Origin of the sequence: Oceanicola sp. 502str15 (assembly GCF_024105635.1) — a bacterium.
Taxonomy (GTDB): Bacteria; Pseudomonadota; Alphaproteobacteria; order Rhodobacterales; family Rhodobacteraceae; genus Vannielia.
Genome location: NZ_WYDQ01000001.1, coordinates 1,174,253 through 1,191,797, shown reverse-complemented (window position 1 = coordinate 1,191,797; position 17,545 = coordinate 1,174,253). Strand labels below are relative to the sequence as shown.

The 17,545-nt window shown below is 67.9% G+C and carries 17 protein-coding genes and 1 tRNA gene; 9 read left to right on the top strand and 9 right to left on the bottom strand.

Features of this window, described 5'->3' with window-relative positions:
* The first annotated feature begins 71 nt into the window (after positions 1-71).
* From GTH22_RS05685 to GTH22_RS05665, 5 genes are all read left to right on the top strand, one after another.
* Positions 72-821, top strand: a complete 750-nt coding sequence (locus GTH22_RS05685; protein WP_252943807.1) for a precorrin-6A/cobalt-precorrin-6A reductase — start codon at positions 72-74, stop codon at positions 819-821.
* Entirely contained in the window at positions 818-1,468 is a 651-nt protein-coding gene (locus tag GTH22_RS05680; RefSeq protein WP_252943805.1) for a DNA-3-methyladenine glycosylase 2 family protein, read from the top strand. Before GTH22_RS05685 ends, GTH22_RS05680 begins: the two co-directional genes overlap by 4 nt.
* The gene (locus GTH22_RS05675) at positions 1,469-2,140 is read left to right on the top strand and encodes an alpha/beta hydrolase (RefSeq protein WP_252943804.1); all 672 of its coding nucleotides are present in this window, start codon (positions 1,469-1,471) and stop codon (positions 2,138-2,140) included.
* 78 nt (positions 2,141-2,218) lie between these two features.
* Positions 2,219-3,052, top strand: coding sequence for an aminoglycoside phosphotransferase family protein (locus tag GTH22_RS05670; RefSeq protein ID WP_252943803.1), 834 nt, complete (start codon positions 2,219-2,221; stop codon positions 3,050-3,052).
* Positions 3,053-3,340: 288 nt separating this feature from the next.
* On the top strand, positions 3,341-3,925 hold the full coding sequence (locus GTH22_RS05665; RefSeq protein WP_252943802.1) for an HNH endonuclease: 585 nt from the start codon (positions 3,341-3,343) through the stop codon (positions 3,923-3,925).
* A gap of 9 nt (positions 3,926-3,934) precedes the next feature.
* On the opposite strand, the gene GTH22_RS05660 is transcribed toward GTH22_RS05665, so the two are convergent.
* Together GTH22_RS05660 and GTH22_RS05655 are read right to left on the bottom strand one after the other, a co-directional pair.
* A complete protein-coding gene (locus tag GTH22_RS05660) occupies positions 3,935-5,296 on the bottom strand; it encodes a hypothetical protein (protein ID WP_252943801.1) in 1,362 nt (453 codons plus the stop codon).
* Positions 5,297-5,337: 41 nt separating this feature from the next.
* Positions 5,338-6,003, bottom strand: coding sequence for a hypothetical protein (locus GTH22_RS05655; RefSeq protein WP_252943800.1), 666 nt, complete (start codon positions 6,001-6,003; stop codon positions 5,338-5,340).
* 211 nt (positions 6,004-6,214) lie between these two features.
* Here GTH22_RS05655 and zwf point away from each other — a divergent pair, with 211 nt between their 5' ends.
* From zwf to pgi, 3 genes are all read left to right on the top strand, one after another.
* A complete protein-coding gene (gene zwf, locus GTH22_RS05650) occupies positions 6,215-7,672 on the top strand; it encodes a glucose-6-phosphate dehydrogenase (RefSeq protein WP_252943799.1) in 1,458 nt (485 codons plus the stop codon).
* On the top strand, positions 7,669-8,343 hold the full coding sequence (pgl, locus tag GTH22_RS05645) for a 6-phosphogluconolactonase (protein WP_252943798.1): 675 nt from the start codon (positions 7,669-7,671) through the stop codon (positions 8,341-8,343). Before zwf ends, pgl begins: the two co-directional genes overlap by 4 nt.
* 98 nt (positions 8,344-8,441) lie before the next feature.
* Positions 8,442-10,043, top strand: a complete 1,602-nt coding sequence (pgi, locus tag GTH22_RS05640; protein WP_252943797.1) for a glucose-6-phosphate isomerase — start codon at positions 8,442-8,444, stop codon at positions 10,041-10,043.
* A 70-nt stretch (positions 10,044-10,113) separates the two neighbouring features.
* On the opposite strand, the gene GTH22_RS05635 is transcribed toward pgi, so the two are convergent.
* The 7 genes from GTH22_RS05635 to GTH22_RS05605 form a co-directional block, all read right to left on the bottom strand.
* A tRNA-Gly gene (locus GTH22_RS05635) sits at positions 10,114-10,187 on the bottom strand.
* Positions 10,188-10,756: 569 nt separating this feature from the next.
* The gene (locus GTH22_RS05630) at positions 10,757-10,918 is read right to left on the bottom strand and encodes a hypothetical protein (protein WP_252943795.1); all 162 of its coding nucleotides are present in this window, start codon (positions 10,916-10,918) and stop codon (positions 10,757-10,759) included.
* A gap of 159 nt (positions 10,919-11,077) precedes the next feature.
* A complete protein-coding gene (locus tag GTH22_RS05625; RefSeq protein WP_252943793.1) occupies positions 11,078-13,111 on the bottom strand; it encodes an ASKHA domain-containing protein in 2,034 nt (677 codons plus the stop codon).
* Positions 13,108-13,602 carry a hypothetical protein gene (locus GTH22_RS05620; RefSeq protein WP_252943792.1) on the bottom strand — a complete coding sequence of 165 codons (495 nt, stop codon included), beginning with the start codon at positions 13,600-13,602 and terminating at the stop codon, positions 13,108-13,110. Before GTH22_RS05620 ends, GTH22_RS05625 begins: the two co-directional genes overlap by 4 nt.
* 280 nt (positions 13,603-13,882) lie before the next feature.
* Positions 13,883-14,863 (bottom strand): methyltetrahydrofolate cobalamin methyltransferase, encoded by a 981-nt coding sequence (locus tag GTH22_RS05615; protein ID WP_252943791.1) that lies wholly within the window; start codon positions 14,861-14,863, stop codon positions 13,883-13,885.
* A gap of 37 nt (positions 14,864-14,900) precedes the next feature.
* The gene (locus GTH22_RS05610) at positions 14,901-15,815 is read right to left on the bottom strand and encodes a methylenetetrahydrofolate reductase (protein ID WP_252947584.1); all 915 of its coding nucleotides are present in this window, start codon (positions 15,813-15,815) and stop codon (positions 14,901-14,903) included.
* A gap of 25 nt (positions 15,816-15,840) precedes the next feature.
* Entirely contained in the window at positions 15,841-16,146 is a 306-nt protein-coding gene (locus tag GTH22_RS05605) for a virulence factor (protein ID WP_252943790.1), read from the bottom strand.
* 271 nt (positions 16,147-16,417) lie between these two features.
* On the opposite strand from GTH22_RS05605, the gene GTH22_RS05600 reads away from it, so the two are divergent.
* A complete protein-coding gene (locus GTH22_RS05600) occupies positions 16,418-17,530 on the top strand; it encodes a Ppx/GppA phosphatase family protein (protein ID WP_252943789.1) in 1,113 nt (370 codons plus the stop codon).
* Positions 17,531-17,545: the final 15 nt, after the last annotated feature.

The following is a 17,545-nucleotide window of genomic DNA, read 5'->3' as shown; positions in this document are numbered from 1 at the left end:
TTCTGCGAACAGTCTGTTTAGCCACGTCACGCTTGGCCCGGCGGCGCCGGAGACCTATGGTTCGCGTCGGTATGATACGGGATCGGGGCAAAAGACTCCTGCTGCTTGCTGGCAGCGGTGAGAGCCGGGCGCTGGCACAGGCGTTGGCCTGGCGTGAAGGTGTCACGCTGGAAGTGCGCCTGGCGCGTCCCATGCGCGGGCGGGCCTTTCCGGTGGCGGCCACAACCGGCGGCTTCGGCGGCGCGGAGGGCTTCCGCGCCTTCCTCGACGACTGGAAGCCCGACGCGGTGATCGACGCTACCCACCCCTATGCCGAATCCATCACCGCCCGCACCGCCGGGATCTGCCGCAGCCTCGGTTTGCCGCTGCTGCACCACGAGCGCGCACCATGGCAGGCCACCAAGGGCGATGACTGGGTCGAGATCGACTCGCCCGAGGCCTGTCGCAGCCTGATCCCCGAAGGCGCCTGCGTGTTTCTCGGCACCGGGCGGGCCGGGCTCGAACGCTTCGGCTGCCTCGAGGGCCGGCGGGTCATCTGCCGCCAGCTCGATGCGGCGGACGGGCCGTTTCCCTTCGAGGGCGGCGAGTTCATCGTCTCGGTGCCGCCCTTCTCGGTGGAGGCCGAGATGCGGCTGTTCCATCGACTCGAGGTCGACTGGCTGGTGGTCAAGAACGCCGGCGGCGAAGGCGCGCGCCCCAAGCTCGACGCCGCCCGCGCCATGGGCCTTCCGGTCGCCATGCTCGCCCGCCCGCCCGAGCCCGAAGGGGTGACACGCGCCGAAACCCTCCAGGCCGCGATGGACTGGATCGAGGCCCTGTGAGTGCCGCGCCCGCCCAAGGGCTGGGCCGCATCATCCACTCTCCCGCCTGCGTGGCCGAAGGCGCCGCCTGGCTCGCCGCAAACTGCCCGCAGATGGCCCGCGCGCTCGAGGCCTGCGGCGAGGTGCCCCTGCGCCTCAAGCCCGACGGCTTCCCCGCGCTGCTCTCCGCGATCGTCAGCCAGCAGGTCAGCGTAGCCTCCGCTGCCGCGATCAGGGCCCGGGTCGAGGCGGCGGGCTTTGCCGATCCCGCGCGGGTCCGGGCCGCCGACGACGAGGCCCTGCGCGCCTGTGGCCTCTCGCGCCCCAAGGTCCGCTACGCCCGCGCACTGGCGGAGGCCGAGGTCGACTATCTCGCCCTGCGCCTCGCGCCCGACGAGGAGATCATCGCCACCCTCACCCGGATCCCCGGCATCGGGCGCTGGACGGCGGAGATCTACGCGATGTTCTCCCTCGGGCGCGCCGATGTCTTCGCCCCCGCCGACCTCGCCCTGCAAGAGAGCGCCCGCATGCTCTACGGCCTGCCCGAGCGCCCCTCGGAGAAGGCCCTGCGCGCCATGGCCGAGGCCTGGTCGCCCTGGCGGGCGGTTGCGGCGCGGCTGCTTTGGGCCTACTTCCGGGTGGAGAAAAACCGGGAAGGAACGTTGTAGATGGCACCGAGAGAGCTGAAGGTCGGGCGGGTCGCGCCGCAATCGGGCACTGTGAAACAGGTGGTGATCTTCCTGCATGGCTACGGCGCCGATGGCAACGACCTGCTCGGCCTCGCCACCCCGCTCGGCCAGCACATGCCCGACACGCTGTTTCTGGCCCCCGATGCCCCCGAGCCCTGCCGCAACAACCCGATGGGCTTCCAGTGGTTTCCCATCCCCATGATGGACGGCTCCAGCCAGCAGGAGGCGCAGGCCTCCATGGCGCAATCGGTCGAAGACCTGAACGCCTTCCTCGACAGCGTGCTCGAAACCGAGGGCGTGACCCCGGACCAGGTCGCCCTCGTCGGCTTTTCCCAAGGCACGATGATGAGCCTCCACGTCGCCCCCCGCCGCGCCGAGCCCTTCGCCGGGGTCGTCGGATTCTCCGGCCGCCTGCTCGAGCCGGAGCGGCTGAAGGGCGAGGTCAAAAGCACCTTCCCCGTGCTGCTGGCCCATGGCGATCAGGACCCGCTGGTGCCCTTCGAGAGCATGGCACTGGCCGGCGAGGCGCTCACCGCCGCGGGCTTCCCGGTCTATACCTTCACCATGGAGGGCACGCCCCACGGCATCGCCCCCGAGGGCCTCAGCCAGGCCTTCGCCTTCCTGCGGGAGTTCCTGCTGAAGGATGGCTGAGGGCAGGGGCGTGGTGGGTTTCACCTTCTCTGCGGGATGGCAGACCCGCCGGGCGGTGGGTTGCACCCACCCTACGGCATGATCGAACCGCCGCGCTGGCTGCTCGACCGCTTCGCGGTCTCCGCGCCCGAACTGGTGGCCGAAACCGCGATTGCGCGGGTCTGGCGCGTGCGGCATGGCGCGGGGCTGGCGGCGCTGAAGCTCTGGCACGACCCGTCCATGGTCAACGAGGCCGACGGCGTCGGGTATCTGGCCGAGCGGGCCGGGCAGGGTGCGGTGCAGGTGATCGCAAGGGCCGAAGGTGCGGCGCTGATGGAATGGCTCGACGGTCCCTCGCTGGGCGACCTCGTGCGCGAGGGCCGCGACCGCGAGGCCGCGGAACACCTCGCAGCCGTGGCCCGGCGCCTGTGGTCACAACCCGCCCTCTGGCCAAACCCCCGGCTGGTGAGCGAAACCGACTGGTGCCGCGCCCTCTACGCGCTGGACTTCGCGCCGGGCCTGAGCACCGCGCACCGCGCCGCGATCACACAGGCCCGGGCGCTCCTGCGCCATCTTCTGGCAGAGGCCGGCGCCCCCATCGCCCTCCACGGCGACCTCCACCACGACAACGTCAAGCTCGGCCCCCGTGGCTGGACCGCCTTCGACGCCAAGGGCATCGCCGGCCCGCGCCCCTTCGACCTCGCCAACGCCTTTCGCAACCCCAAGGGGGCCGAGGCGCTGGTGGCCGATCCGGCCCGCGCCCTGCGGCTGGCGGCCCTCTTTGCGCCGGCAGCCGAGGTCAGCGAGGCCGAGATGCTGGGCTGGGCGGCCGCCAAGGTGGCGCTGTCGATCTCCTGGCGCGCCAAGGGCAGGCTTGAGGCCGATGCCGAGCTTGGCCTTCTGGCGATGTTCCTCAAGCTCGCCGGAGCCTAGAGCCGCCCCCAAAATCCCCCCGACACCACCCGCCGCCGCCCGAATGTCGGGACAAGTCCCGACCTACGCTGGTCGGCGCGGGGCGGCGCACTATATGCGGCACTGCAGCATTCCGGCCGCCCGCCCGGGCCGGGCGCTGTCACGCCCCTGTCACGGAATCGGGGCATTTCTTCAGACAACACCGCATGTTGCGGGGGTTGCGCGGGGTTTCACCCCAGATATAGTCGGAAAAAGACTCACGGCGCGAGACGCAAGAACAGACAGGCAGACGAGCACGGAGACAGGCAGATGGACGGCGATTTCAGGACGGCTTTCGTCCGAGAACCCACGAACCTCAAACACCACCCCGCATTGGTGCTGAACGCCGATTACCGTCCGCTCTCCTACTACCCGCTCTCCCTCTGGCCCTGGCAGGAGGCCATCAAGGCGGCCTGGCTCGACAGGGTGAGCATCATCGCCGAATACGACGAGGTGGTGCGAAGTCCCTCCACCGAGATCAGGATCCCCTCGGTCGTCGTGTTGAAAGATTACGTAAAACCCCAAAAGCGCGTGGCCTTCACGCGCTTTAATTTGTTTCTGAGGGACGAATTCCGCTGCCAGTACTGCGGGGCCAAGGGCGATCTGACCTTCGACCACGTGGTGCCCCGTGCCCGCGGCGGGCGCACCAGCTGGGAAAACGTGGTGGCCGCCTGTGCGCCTTGCAACCTGCGCAAGGGCTCGCGCCAGCTGGCGCAAACCGGCATGAGCCTGCGCAAGCCGCCACGGCCCCCGAGCGCGGGCGAACTGATGAACATGGGCCGCCGCTTTCCGCCCAACTACCTGCACGACAGCTGGGTCGATTACCTCTATTGGGACGCCGAGCTGGAGGCCTGAGCCGCCCGCCTACTGCGCCGCCCCGAAGGCCCGCTCGAACAGAGCGCGCTGCGAGCGATGGATCAGCAGGCTCTCGCGCAGCAGCCCCCCGTCGATCCCCTGTTGCAGCGGCAGGCTCATGCTGTGCACCAGCCTCCGCGTCTCCGCCGACCAGATCGCCTTGCAGCAGTAGCTTTCCGCGTTGTAGCGCTCGATGTCCTCCAGGCCCGGGCGCTCGTGCAGCTCGAGGCTGGAGGAGAGGATCACAAAGCGGCAGCCCGTCGGGTCGTCCTCTGCGCAGCCGCCCTGAAAGCGGATGAGGATCGGCGCCGAGCGCGTCGCCACCCGTACAATATGCTGCCCGCCGCTCATTACCGCGCTGGCCGAGTAGCCGATCGCCTTTGCCAGCTCGGCCAGCTCCTGCGGACTGCGGGCGCGCAGCTCAAGCGGATCGGGCGCAGGCGGGGCGGTGGCCAGAGCCGCCTCCACCTCGGTGACATAGCGATGAAACACCCCGAGGCTGCGCAGGAAATCCGCGCGCCGCTCGAACAGCTCGGGCGCCACGATGCTGGCGATCGTCACCGTGCGCCGTCCGGGGCGCACCTCATAGGCCAGCTCGCCCTCGTCCAGAAAGCCGAAACGCCCGTCGTCATAGATCTCGCTGAACCCCGCGCCGGTCCTGCCCGAGCGGTTCTCGACCACCGCCTCCAGCTGCAACCCGCCGCAGCCTTCCGCCCGGCACCCCGAGAAGATGGCAAGGTAGGAGAGCTCGTCGAGCGACACCAGGTAGCTGCGCTCGCCCTCGGGCACCCGCGCGCCGCCCTCGTCATCGCGCTCCAGAATGCCGCCCAACTCGGCCAGCACCGCCTCCAGCGCCTCGGGCCGGAACACCGGCGGCAGCTCCAGCTCCGGCGGCGGGGTGAAGTCGGCAAGCGCCTTGCCCAGCACCCCGATCCCTTGCCGCCAATGCCCCAGAGCCTCCGCCAGCGCCTCCGGCGCGTCGGTCTCGAAAGCTGTGACGATGCGCGCCTCTTCCGCCTTCAACGTGATCCGGTGTTTCAGCGGCGGCGACATGAAGGCCGCAAGCCCGCCCGATTTCAGCAGCTGGCTGAAGGAGTCGCCATCCATCCCGCCCGGATTGGGCAGCTTGGAGGTCACCTCCACCTCGCCGCAGCCGCCCACGCTACAATCATAGAACCGCAGCACATGGTCGCCACCCGGCAGGTCGAGCGGAAAGGCAATGACCGTGCCCCCGGGGCTCAGCTCGCCGCCGGCGGGATCAAAGGCAACGCCCTGACCGGCCGCCAGCTCGGCAAGATCCTCCGGCGTGGTCGCCCCGGCCGCGAGGGGGGCCAGAAAAAGGGCGGCAAACACGGTCTTGCGCAGAAACATCTCGATACCCTCCAAACGGAAAACGCCTCACCCGGCCTCGATCACTCCAGCAGCACATCCGCGCTGAAGCTGCCCACACCCACGCCCAGCTTGGGGGCCTCGGAGGGGGCCGCGCCGCTCACTTCGATCTCGGCGGGGCTGATGCCGAGCGTCGGCGGGGCAGAGGGCGGCGTGGCGGGTTGCGAGGGGGCCACCGCCGCCGTGGCGGGGCCGCGCTCATACCATTCGGTCAGCATGTCCCAGGCGGTGTTGTGCATCGAATACTGCACCGCGAGGCTTTCACGCAGATAGGCCTCGGTCATCGGCGCGTTGAAGGGCAGGGTCATCGACATATGCACCTTGCCCGGCGCCACCTGCACCATCTTGCAGCACCATGCGCGGCGGTTGAAATCCTCGACATCGGCGGCATCGAAGGCGCTGTCATAGCCATAGCGGGTTTCGATCCGCAGGAAGTTGCAGGGCTTTCCCTGCTGGCAGCTCACCGGCTGCACCAGCACCTTGCTGCCCTTGTACTCGGCCAGAAAGCCCCATGGCCCGTCCTGCCCGAGGTCCGAGACCTGAAAGCCCATGCCCGTCAGCACCCCGGCGATGCGGGCCACGTGCTCGGGGTCGGATTGCTGGATCATCCCGCCCGACTGGGCCGTGGCGGCGAGCGGTGAAAGGGTGAGGCTGGCGGCGAGGGCAAGGCTGCGCAGGGCAGGGGACATGGCAATGGCTCCTTGGTGAATGTCTGTCTCAAATCTTCATCCCAACTATGCTCATGCCGCCCCGGTCGGGCAATCCGCCTTGTCGTGACAAATCCGTTCATTCGCCGGGTTGCCCACCCACCCTTGGGTGCTAGACTTCCCCGAGGGCTGCGGTTAAACCGGGGCCGTTAGCGCTAACGAACCCCAGAGCGCCGAGCCGCAGGGAGACCCCATGGTATCACGCGTCATTCCCGTCGATCCCTTCGACCTGGTGATCTTCGGCGGCACGGGCGATCTTGCCCGCCGCAAGATCCTGCCCGGCCTCTACCGCCGCATGGCCTCCGGCCAGATGCCCTCCGAGGCCCGCATCATCGGCGCCGCCCGCTCCGATCTCGACCGGGACGGCTACCGCGAGATGGTGAAAGAGGCGATCGAGGAGTTCGGCGACCCCAAGCACAAGAGCGACGTGGCCGGGGTGAGCGATTTTCTGGAGCGGCTGGATTATGTGGCGATCGACGCCAAGGGCGAGGCCGGTTGGGAAGAGCTGAATTCCAAGATGCGCCCCGGCGTCATCGGCGCCTACTACTTCTCGGTCGGCCCCAGCCTCTTTGGCGACCTCGCCTCGCGGCTGAAGAGCCACGGCATCGCCACCGAGCGCAGCCGCATCGTGGTCGAAAAGCCGTTCGGCCACGACCTCGCCTCCGCCAAGGCCCTGAATGCCGACCTCGCGGCGCATTTCCACGAAACCCAGATCTACCGGATCGACCATTACCTCGGCAAGGAAACGGTCCAGAACCTGATGGCCGTGCGCTTCGGCAACATGCTCTTCGAGCCGCTCTGGAACTCGCAATATGTCGATCACATCCAGATCACCGTGGCCGAAACCGTGGGCGTCGGCGGGCGCGGCAGCTACTACGACAAGTCCGGCGCAATGCGCGACATGGTGCAGAACCACCTGATGCAGCTCCTCTGCCTCATCGCCATGGAGCCGCCCGCCAAGTTCGACCCCGACGCCGTGCGCGACGAGAAGCTCAAGGTGATCCGCGCGCTCGACGAGGTGAACCCCCACCACATCGTGCGCGGCCAATATGACGCCGGGCCGGAAGGGCCGGGCTACCGCGAAGACGTTGAGGATGCGCGCTCGCGTACCGAGAGCTACGTGGCCATGAAGGTCGGCATCTCCAACTGGCGCTGGTCGGGCACGCCCTTCTACCTGCGCACCGGCAAGCGGCTGAAGGCGCGCGCCTCCGAGATCGCCGTGGTCTTCAAGGAAACGCCCCACTCCATCTTCGGCGCCGAGGCCGGGCTGCACCGCAACATCCTCACCATCCGCCTCCAGCCCAACGAAGGCATGGAACTCGGGGTAACGATCAAGGAGCCGGGCCCGGGCGGGATGCGCCTGATGGACGTGCCCCTCGACATGTCCTTCGCCGAGGCGCTGGGGCCGGATGCCGAGGATGTCCCCGACGCCTACGAGCGCCTGATCATGGACGTGATCCGCGGCAACCAGACCCTCTTCATGCGCGGCGACGAGGTCGAGGCCGCCTGGGCCTGGACCGACCCGATCATCGAGGGCTGGATCGCCCGCCACGACGTGCCCAAACCCTATGACGCGGGCTCCACCGGCCCCGAAGACGCGCTGGCGCTGCTGCACCGCGACGGACGCAAATGGCGAGACATCAAGGTATGAAACTGCGCGAATATCCCGACGCCGAGATGATGATGATGGATCTGGCCGACCAGATCTCGTCGGAACTGACCATGGCGCTCGAAACCCACGAAGCCGCCAGCTTCTGCGTGCCCGGCGGCTCCACCCCGGGGCCGGTCTTCGACCTGCTCGCAGGGCGCAAGTCGCTCGACTGGAGCCGCGTGACGGTGTTCCTCAACGACGAGCGTTGGGTGCCCGAAGACAGCCCGCGCTCCAACACCCGCCTGATCCGCGAGCGCCTGCTCACCGGCCCGGCGGCGGCGGCCAACTACGTGCCGCTCTATGCCCCGGCCGATCGCCCAGAAGACGCGATGGAGGGGCTCGCAGAGGGAATCGCCCCGCACCTGCCCATTTCCGTCCTGCTGCTCGGCATGGGCGCCGACATGCACACCGCCTCGCTCTTTCCCGGCGCCGACCGGCTGACCGAGGCGCTCTCCGACGAGGCCCCGATCCTGCTGCCGATGCGGGCCGAAGCCGCCGACGAGCCGCGCATCACCCTCTCGGCGCCGGTGCTTCAGGGCGCGCTCTCGACCCATATTCTCATCACCGGCGAGGCCAAGCTCTCGGCCCTCGAACGCGCCCGCCACCTCTCGCCCGCCGAGGCCCCGGTAAAGTGCGTGCTGGGCGAGGCCGTGGTGCACTGGGCCCCCTAGGCGCCCGCCCGACTTGAGGTTCATGAAGGCCGTTAAGCTTTCATGCAGAGATTTAGCGCAAACAGGCCGGAAGGCGGATCGACGAAAGGATATCAGCCATGTGGGACAAGCTGAGGGCCTATCAGGCCGAACATGCCCGTCGCCCCATCTCCAGGCTCTTCGCCACCCCCAACCGGGCGGCCAACTTCTCGGCCCGCTTCGGTGACATGCTGTTCGACTTCTCGAAAACCTCGATCGACACCGAGGCGCTCTGGCTGCTGATGCAACTGGCCGAAAAATCCGGGGTGGCAGGCAAGCGCGATGCGATGTTCGCGGGCGAAAAGATCAACGACACCGAAGGCCGCGCCGTGCTGCACACCGCCCTGCGCGGGATCGACGGCGGCCCTGTCATGGTCGACGGCGCCGATGTCATGCCCGGCGTGCTCGAGGTGCTCGGCCGGATGGAGGCGTTTTCGAACGAGGTGCGCAAGGGCAGCTTCACGGGGGCAGGGGGCGCCATCACCGATGTCGTCAACATCGGCATCGGCGGCTCCGATCTCGGCCCCGCCATGGCCTGCCTCGCGCTCGCGCCCTACCACGACGGACCGCGCACCCATTTCGTCTCCAACGTCGACGGTGCCGACATCACCGACAGCCTGCACGGCCTCGACCCAAAGACAACGCTGGTGATCGTCGCCTCCAAGACCTTCACCACCATCGAAACCATGACCAACGCCGCCACCGCCAAGGCCTGGATCTCCGAGGGCGGGGGCGATGCAAAGGCCCAGTTCGCCGCGCTCTCGACCAACATGGAAAAAACCGCCGCCTTCGGCATCCCGCCCGAGCGGGTGTTCGGCTTCGAAGACTGGGTCGGCGGGCGCTATTCGGTCTGGGGCCCGATCGGTCTGTCGCTGATGCTGGCCATCGGCCCCGACGCCTTCAAGGCCTTCCTGCGCGGGGCCCAGTCGATGGACAGGCACTTCTGCGCCGCCGAGTTCAAGGACAACCTGCCGGTGCTGCTCGCCCTCGTCGGCATCTGGCATCACCAGGTCTGCGGCTACCCCACCCGCGCCGTGCTGCCCTACGACCAGCGGCTGGCCCGGCTCCCGGCCTACCTCCAGCAGCTCGAGATGGAGAGCAACGGCAAGCGGGTGCGGATGTCGGGCGACAGGCTCAAGGTGCCCTCCGGCCCGGTGGTCTGGGGCGAGCCCGGCACCAATGGCCAGCACGCCTTCTACCAGCTCATCCATCAGGGCACCGGGGTTGTGCCCTGCGAGTTCATGGTCGCCGCCCGCGGCCATGAAAGCGAGTTGGCCCACCAGCACGAGCTGCTCGTCGCCAACTGCCTCGCCCAGGCCGAGGCGCTGATGAACGGCCGCTCGATGAAGGAAGCGACCGCCCTGATGGCCGCCAAGGGCTTCGAGGGTGCCGAACTCGAGCGCCAGGCCGCCCACCGCGTCTTCCCCGGCTCGCGCCCCTCCACCATGCTGCTCTACCCCGAGCTGACCCCGGAGATCCTCGGCATGGTGATCGCGCTCTACGAGCACCGCGTCTTCGTCGAAGGGGTGATCCTCGGCATCAACAGCTTCGATCAATGGGGGGTGGAACTCGGCAAGGAACTCGCCGTCGCCCTGCAACCCGTGGTCGCCGGCGAAGCCGATGGCGCCGACAAGGACGACAGCACCCGGATGCTGGTGGATTTCATCCGCAAGCGCCGCTGACCCCGGCAGGCTGCGCCCGTCCGGCGCGGCCCGCAGGCCATGCGGCTGCCCATCCGATTGTTCGAAGATCTGGAGCGGGTAGCGGGAATCGAACCCGCACGTTCAGCTTGGGAAGCTGACAGGCTACCACTACATCATACCCGCCGCGAAGGCTGAGATACGTCTCGCCGCGCCTGCCGTCAAGGGATTGAAAAAAGAGGCGGGGCGGAGCGGCAGGGCCTGACCTGCCACACTCCACCCCGCAAGGACCGGCGCGGGAGCCAACCCCCGGCCCGCGGAGAAATCGGGCCATCAGGGGAGGATGACTGGGGGAGGCCCCGTCAACCGCCGGAGGGAAACACCTCTCGCCGCGAACGAAGCTGATGGCCAAGGGGGCGCCATGGCTGGCCTGGGAGGAAAGTGACCGGATCCATGGCAAGTAACCCCTTGATTTCGTTTCGCTCCATCAGCTCGTCGCTGCGATGAAACAGATATGGGGGAGCCGCGCGCCGATTGCCAATGACAAAGCCCGTCATGCAATTTCGCCTGCCAAAAATGGGCCGGGCCGGGGCTGGCAGGGGGAGGACCTGCCAGGCCACCGGCCCGGATCTACCGGCTGACAGCGCGCCCGCCTGCGGGAGGGCAGGCCTTGGGGAGGAGAGGGCGCCGGGGCCGTCAGGCCGGGATCTGCTCTTGCCGGGCGCGCGGGGAGGGCGCGCCGCCACGGCGTGGTGTTACTTCCAGAGGTCGTCCGTCGCGGTATAGCCCCTGTCGGGCGCCGAAATGCCGCCGCGCGGGGATTTGGAGGATTTCGTCGCGGTCTTGATATCGCCAGCAAAGGCCGGGGCCGTAACGAGGGCGACAAGCGCGAAAGCTGCAAGAACGGGTCTGGTCATGATATGGCTTCCTGTCGAAAGATCGTCTGAAAAGGTCTTGGTCATCACGCAATATCGTGATGCTCAACAGGTGGGCGCGCGCCCGGCGATTTTCCAGACCTGGCGCATAAGGTTTTTTGCGCGCCTCCTGAAAGGCACGCAAAACCAAGGGTTTGCCCGTCAGCCCCGCCTGCGCCGCCGCCGTCCGCCCTCACCACCGCTGCCGCCGGTGTTGAACGAGGGCTCGGGCAGGGGCGCCACTTTCGACAGTTCCGGAAAGGGCGCCGTGGCATGGGGAATGCCGTTGGCCGCCACGAAATGCTCCTGAAAGCGCGGCTCGATCGCGGTCTCTACCTTGGTGATCTCGCGCACGATCTTCTGCACCTCGACCCGCGCCGCCTTGTTCAGCAGGGCAATCCGCGCCCCCGTGCCCGCAGCATTGCCCGCGCTCGTCACCCGCTCTAGCGGCGCATCGGGGATCATCCCGAGCACCATCGCGTGTTTCGGGCTGATATGGGCGCCAAAGGCCCCGGCCAGCACGACCCGGTCGACCTCGTCCACGCCCAGCTCGTCCATCAGCAGCCGTGCACCCGCGTAAAGCGCTGATTTCGCGAGCTGAATCGCCCGGATATCGCCTTGGGTGACGGTAATGCGCGGCCCGCCCTCGGCGGTGCCGTCAAAGATCAGATACACGAAGGTGCGCCCCTGCGGCGTGATCCGCGCCGTGCCCGTGGCCTCCGCCGAGCCGATCAGCCCCGAGCGGTCAAGCAGCCCGGCCATCCGCATCTCTGCCACCGCCTCGATGATCCCCGAGCCGCAAATCCCGGTCACCCCGGTGGTCGCGGTCGCCAGATCAAACCCCTCCTCGGTGTTCCACAGATCGCAGCCGATCACCTTGAAGCGCGGCTCCTTGCTCTCGGGGTCAATCTCCACCCGCTCGATCGCGCCGGGCGCGGCCCGCTGCCCCGAGCTGATCTGCGCCCCCTCGAAGGCCGGGCCGGTGGGCGAGGAGCAGGCCAGCACGCGGCGCTTGTCGCCCAGCAGGATCTCGGCGTTGGTGCCGACATCGACGATCAGCGTCAGCGCCTCGGCCTTGTGCGGCGCTTCCGAGAGCGCAACAGCGGCGGCATCGGCCCCCACGTGGCCTGCGATGCAGGGCAGCAGGAAGGCGCGAGCTTGCGGGTGGATCGCGCCGGGCATGAGCGTGGCGGCGGGCAGCTCCAGCGCATCGGAGGTGGCCAGCGCAAAGGGCGCCTGGCCCAGCTCCACCGGGTCGATCCCCAGCGCGAGGTGGTGCATGACCGGGTTGCAGACCAGCGTGATCTCAAAGATCGAGTCGGTCTCCACCCCGGCCTCCTCGGCGCAGGCGCGGGCAAGGTCGGCCAGCGCGCCGCGCATGGCGGCGGTCATTTCCCTGTCGCCGCCGGGGTTCATCATCGCGTAGCTGACCCGGCTCATCAGGTCTTCACCAAAGCGGATCTGCGGGTTCATCACGCCGCTGCTGGCCAGCACCGCGCCACTGGTCAGATCGCAGAGATGCGCGGCGATGGTGGTGGAGCCAAGGTCGATCGCCAGCCCGTGCAGCGGCCCCTCGTAAAACCCCGGCCAAAGCGCCAGCAGCCGGGGCGCGCCCTCGGCCTGATGAACCGCGCATGTCACCTGCCACTCCCCCTTGCGCAGCACCGGCTGAAGCTGTGAAAGCAGGTCAAGGTCGGCCTGCAAGCCCTTGATGCCCCACGCCTTCTCCAGCGCCGTTGCAAGGCGCTCGAAGTCGCCGGTGGGGGCGTGCATGTCGGGCTCTTCGACCTCCACCAGGTAGAGCCGCGTGGCCGGGTCCATCTCGATGGCGCGGGTGTCGGCGCTCTTGCGGATCACCTGCTTGTGCACCTGGCTCTCCGGCGGCACGTCGATCACCACGTCCTTCTCGATGCAGGCCTGGCAGCCCAAGCGGCGGCCTTCCTTCAGCCCGCGCACCCGGTCATAGCGCGCCTCCACCTCGTTCCAGTCGGTCAGCGCATCGGCCTCCACCGTCACCCCATGCTTGGAAAACTCGCCCGATCCGGGGCTGACCTGGCATTTCGAGCAAATCCCGCGCCCCCCGCAGACCGAGTCGAGATCGACCCCGAGTTTGCGGGCGGCGGCCAGAACCGAGGTGCCGGCGGGCACGCGGCCGCGTTTGCCGGAGGGGGTGAAGATCACGAGAGGGTCGGTCATTGGGGGGTGCATCCATCTATGTCGGCGCGGATCAGCCGGGCAAGGTCATCGGGCCGGTCGGCCCAGAAGGGCGGCAGTTGCAGCTCTGCCTTGTCGCGGGTCGCGGTCGGGCAGGGCCCACCTTCCAGCAACGTGCAGGCCACGGTCTCGCCCGGGCGGGCATGAAAGGTGAGCAGTCCCGGCAGGCCAAGGGCGGGGTTGCGCGAGGTGGTCTCGATCCGCGCCGGGTCAAGCGCCGAAAGCGCAACGGAAAGCACCCGGCTTTCACCGTCAAACCCTTCCGGTTCAATCACTTCGGTGGTGATCTTCATCTCGCAGCCCCCGGTTTCCAGATCGGTGCGATAGGTAAACGCCCCCGCACTCCACAGCGTCGGAAACCCCTCATCCTCACCGCTTCCCGCCGTCTGGCTGCGCCGCGACAGGCCAAGGGCAAGCGCCGCGACGGTGCCCAGAACAAGCAGGGCGGTGAGGGCAATCAGGGCAGGTCGCATCGCAGGGCTCTCCGATGAATCGGCCCATGGATGCCTGCTCGCGCGCTGTCTGACAAGGGGAGGACGCACCAGCGGGTGGGCTGGAAAAACGGGCCGCATTGCCCCCTTAAAGGCACGCCGAGGCGGTGCAAGGGGAGGCGTGAAGGCCCGTTCTGGGCGGCGGGGGCGATGCGGCCCTCCATGTCCATGACGTCCAACTTGAGCCACAGGTTCTAACAGCCGGTTAACCGTAGCCCCCGACAGGCCCGATTTAGCCCTTAAAACTTGCATCAAATCCCGATCAGGCCCGCCGACGCCGACGCCCGCCGCGCCCCGCGCCACTCGCAGCCGAAGCCTTTGAGGCCTCGGCAAAGCTCTCGCCCGCCTCGACCGCATCCAGAATGCGCGAAAACCCAATCCAGGCCCCGCCGTTCGGGTCGTGGTTCATCAGCAGGTTGGCGGCGCGGATCGCCTCCATCTCCACCGCCCGCACCGGGTTCATGATGGCGCTGGTCATGCCCGCGCCGATGGCCATGGGCAGGAAGGCGGCGTTGACCCCGTGGCGGTGGGGCAGGCCGAAGCTGATGTTGGACGCCCCGCAGGTCGTGTTCACGCCCAGCTCGTCGCGCAGCCGCCGCACGAGGGTAAACACCTGGTGCCCGGCAGTCGCCATGGCGCCGATCGGCATCACCAGCGGGTCCACCACGATGTCATGGGCCGGAATGCCGAAATCGGCAGCGCGCTCCACGATCTTCTTGGCCACCGCAAAGCGCACGTCGGGGTCTTCCGAAATGCCGGTGTCGTCGTTGGAAATCGCCACCACCGGCACGTTGTATTTCTTCACCAGCGGCAGCACCAGCTCCAGCCGCTCCTCCTCGCCGGTGACGGAGTTCAGCAGCGGGCGGCCCTCGGCCATTTCCAGCCCGTTTTCCAAAGCGCCGGGCACGGAGGAGTCGATGCAGAGCGGCACATCAACAACGGCCTGCACCTTCGCCACCAGCTCCTTCATCAGCATCGGCTCGACAAAGTTGTTGTCGGCATAGCGCGGATCTTCGGCCATCTTGTTGGTAAAGACCGCGCCCGAGTTCACATCCAGCACCGTCGCCCCGCAGGCCACCTGCTCCAGCGCGTCGCGCTCGACGGTGGAAAAATCGCCCAACTCCAGCTCGGCGGCCAGCTTCTTGCGGCCCGTCGGGTTGATCCGCTCACCGATCACGCAGAACGGCTCGTCAAAGCCGATGGTGACGGTCTTGGTCTTGGACTCGATGACAGTGCGGGTCATGGGGCTCTTTCTCAGGGGTTGGCTCTGGCGCGGCGGCTCAGGCGGATTTGGCGGTGGCGGGCGCACCGTTTTCGGCGGCCCATGTGGCGCAGGTCTTGATCCCGCCCAGCGGGAAGAAATGCACCTGCTCGATGTTGGTGGCCCGGCCCGCAGCGCGGGCGCTCGCGAGGCCGGCGAGCACGTCGGAGGGCTCGAAGGGCAGGACCAGCTTGGTCACATCCTTGGCGCGGCGTTGCAACACCCGCAGGGAGGGGCCGACACCGCAGGCGATGGCGAACTTGATCATGGTCTGCAACTTCGCCGGACCCGCAATGCCAATGTGGATCGGCAGCGAAATGCCCTCGGCGGCAAGGTCTTCGGCCCAGTGCACCACCGGGTCCGCCTCGAAACAGAACTGCGTGGCAATGGCCATATGCGCATCGGAGCGCTCGGCAAAATCCTGCTTCCAGCGAAGGGCTTGCATGACGTTCTTCATGCCGCCGTCCGGGTCGATGTCGCGGTTGCCCTCGGGGTGGCCGGCCACGTGAAGGCGGGTAAACCCGGCGCGGTCGAACAGGCCGGTCTCGAGCAACTGCATCGAGTCGGAAAAATCGCCGTGAGGCTGGCTGATCCCGCCGCCCAGCAGCAGGCCCTGGGTCACCCCGGCCTCGCCCTGGTAGCGCGCGATCCAGTCGGCCAGCGTGGCGGCATCGGGGATAATCCGGGCCGGGAAGTGCGGCATCACCTCAAAGCCCTCACCGGCGATGCGCTTCGCCGTCGCCACCATGTCGTAGATCGGGGTGCCGTCGATGTGGGCGATGTAAACCCGGGTGCCCTCGGGCAGCAGTGCGCGGAAATCCTCCACCTTCTCGGCCGTCCGGGGCATCACCTCGATCGAGTAGCCCTGAATGTAGCTCGCCACATCCCCGTTCATCGGGGCGGGGCTCTTGCGGCGGAAGTTGAGGATATTCATGGCGCGCTCCCAGAAACGGATCATGTCAGGCCGATTTGGCCCAGCCGTCATTGGCGATCAGGGCGCGGATCACATCCGGGCCATGCTCGCTGTCCAAGCGCTCGGCGGTTTCCTTGGCCACGGCATCGGGGTCGCCCTCCGCCGTGCCCGAGGGCACCTTGCGCCACTCCGAGAGGTAGGCATCGCTGTCTTTCGCGCCGATCTTCATGGCGCAACGGTCAATCGCCTGCTCAAAGCGCTCGGGCAGCACCGCCTTCGATCCGCGACGGCCCTTGCCGACGATGACCTGTGCGGGGATGTCCCGCCAGTAAACCACGGTGATTTCGGCCATTCAGCCCGTCCCTTCACTTGCCCAAATGGGCACCTCTCAAATCCCGTCTACGCGGAATCTCCGCCCCCCCACGCGCGAATTTCGACATGGTGAGAAGCGGAAACGACAAGCGCCCGTCGCATTCGACCCTACCGGGGGTTGAGGTGTGGTTAAAGGCGCCGGAGCCGTCGAATATTTCATGTTAATCATGAGCAGACTGCGCTCCGGCAAAACAGTTGCTATCGCTGCGCAATGAGCGTTACGCTGGGCCCAACTCGAAATGGAGGGCGTCATGCCCGCGAAGCGTCCCACTGGTGCGGGCGCGTTCCCCAAAGCGGTCGAACCACCTGCACCGCCGGTTGCCGACCCAGTTGCCACCTATGCGGCGCTGGACCTCGGCACCAATTCCTGCCGTATGTTGGTGGCCCAACCCAAGGGCAACCAGTTTCACGTCATCGACAGCTTTTCGAAGTCTGTCCAGCTGGGGCAGGGGCTTGAGGCCTCTGGCCGGATCAGCCGTGCCTCGATGGCGCGCACCGTGCAGGCCATGCGGATCTGCCGCAAGAAGTTCCAGAAACACCGGGTCGAGCGGATGCGCCTCGTCGCCACCGAGGCCTGCCGCCGGGCCGAAAACGCCCACGAGCTGATCGAGTCGGTCGAGCGCGAAACCGGCCTCGCGCTCGAAATCATCCAGCCCGAGGAAGAGGCCCGCCTCGCCGTGGTGAGCTGTGCGCCGCTGGTCTCCACCCGCACCGAGCAGCTCCTGGTCGTCGATATCGGCGGCGGCTCCACCGAGCTTGTCTGGATCGACATCTCCCGCGTCCCCCGCGCCGACCGGTCCCGCGCCATCATGCGGCTGCACAAGGGCTTCGTCACCGAAAACAGCCCGTTTCCCGCCGCCAAGGTGGTCGACTGGATCTCGATCCCCCTCGGCGTTGCCACCCTGCGCGACCAGTTCCGCGACGTGGCCGGCGATGGCGCCCGCTTTGCCCTGATGTCCTGCTACTTCGAGGACATGCTGGCCGAGTTCACCCCCTATCAGGTCGGCGTCGGGCGCGAGGGGTTCCAGATCATCGGCACCTCGGGCACCGTCACCACCGTGGCCGCCTCCCACCTCGGGCTGCGCCGCTATGACCGCAACAAGGTCGACGGGCTGCGCATGACCACGGCCCAGATCGACTCGGTGATCCGCGGCTACCTCATCATGGGCGACGCCGGACGCCGGGCCGATCCGCGCATCGGGCGCGACCGGCAGGCACTCATCATGTCGGGCGCCGCGATCCTTCAGGCGCTGATGCGCGCCTGGCCCACCGACCGGCTCTCGGTCGCTGACCGGGGCCTGCGCGAGGGGCTGCTCTACGCCCAGATGAGCGCCGATGGGGTGTTGGAGGACGGCCCGTTTTGAGCGGCGCTGGGGTGG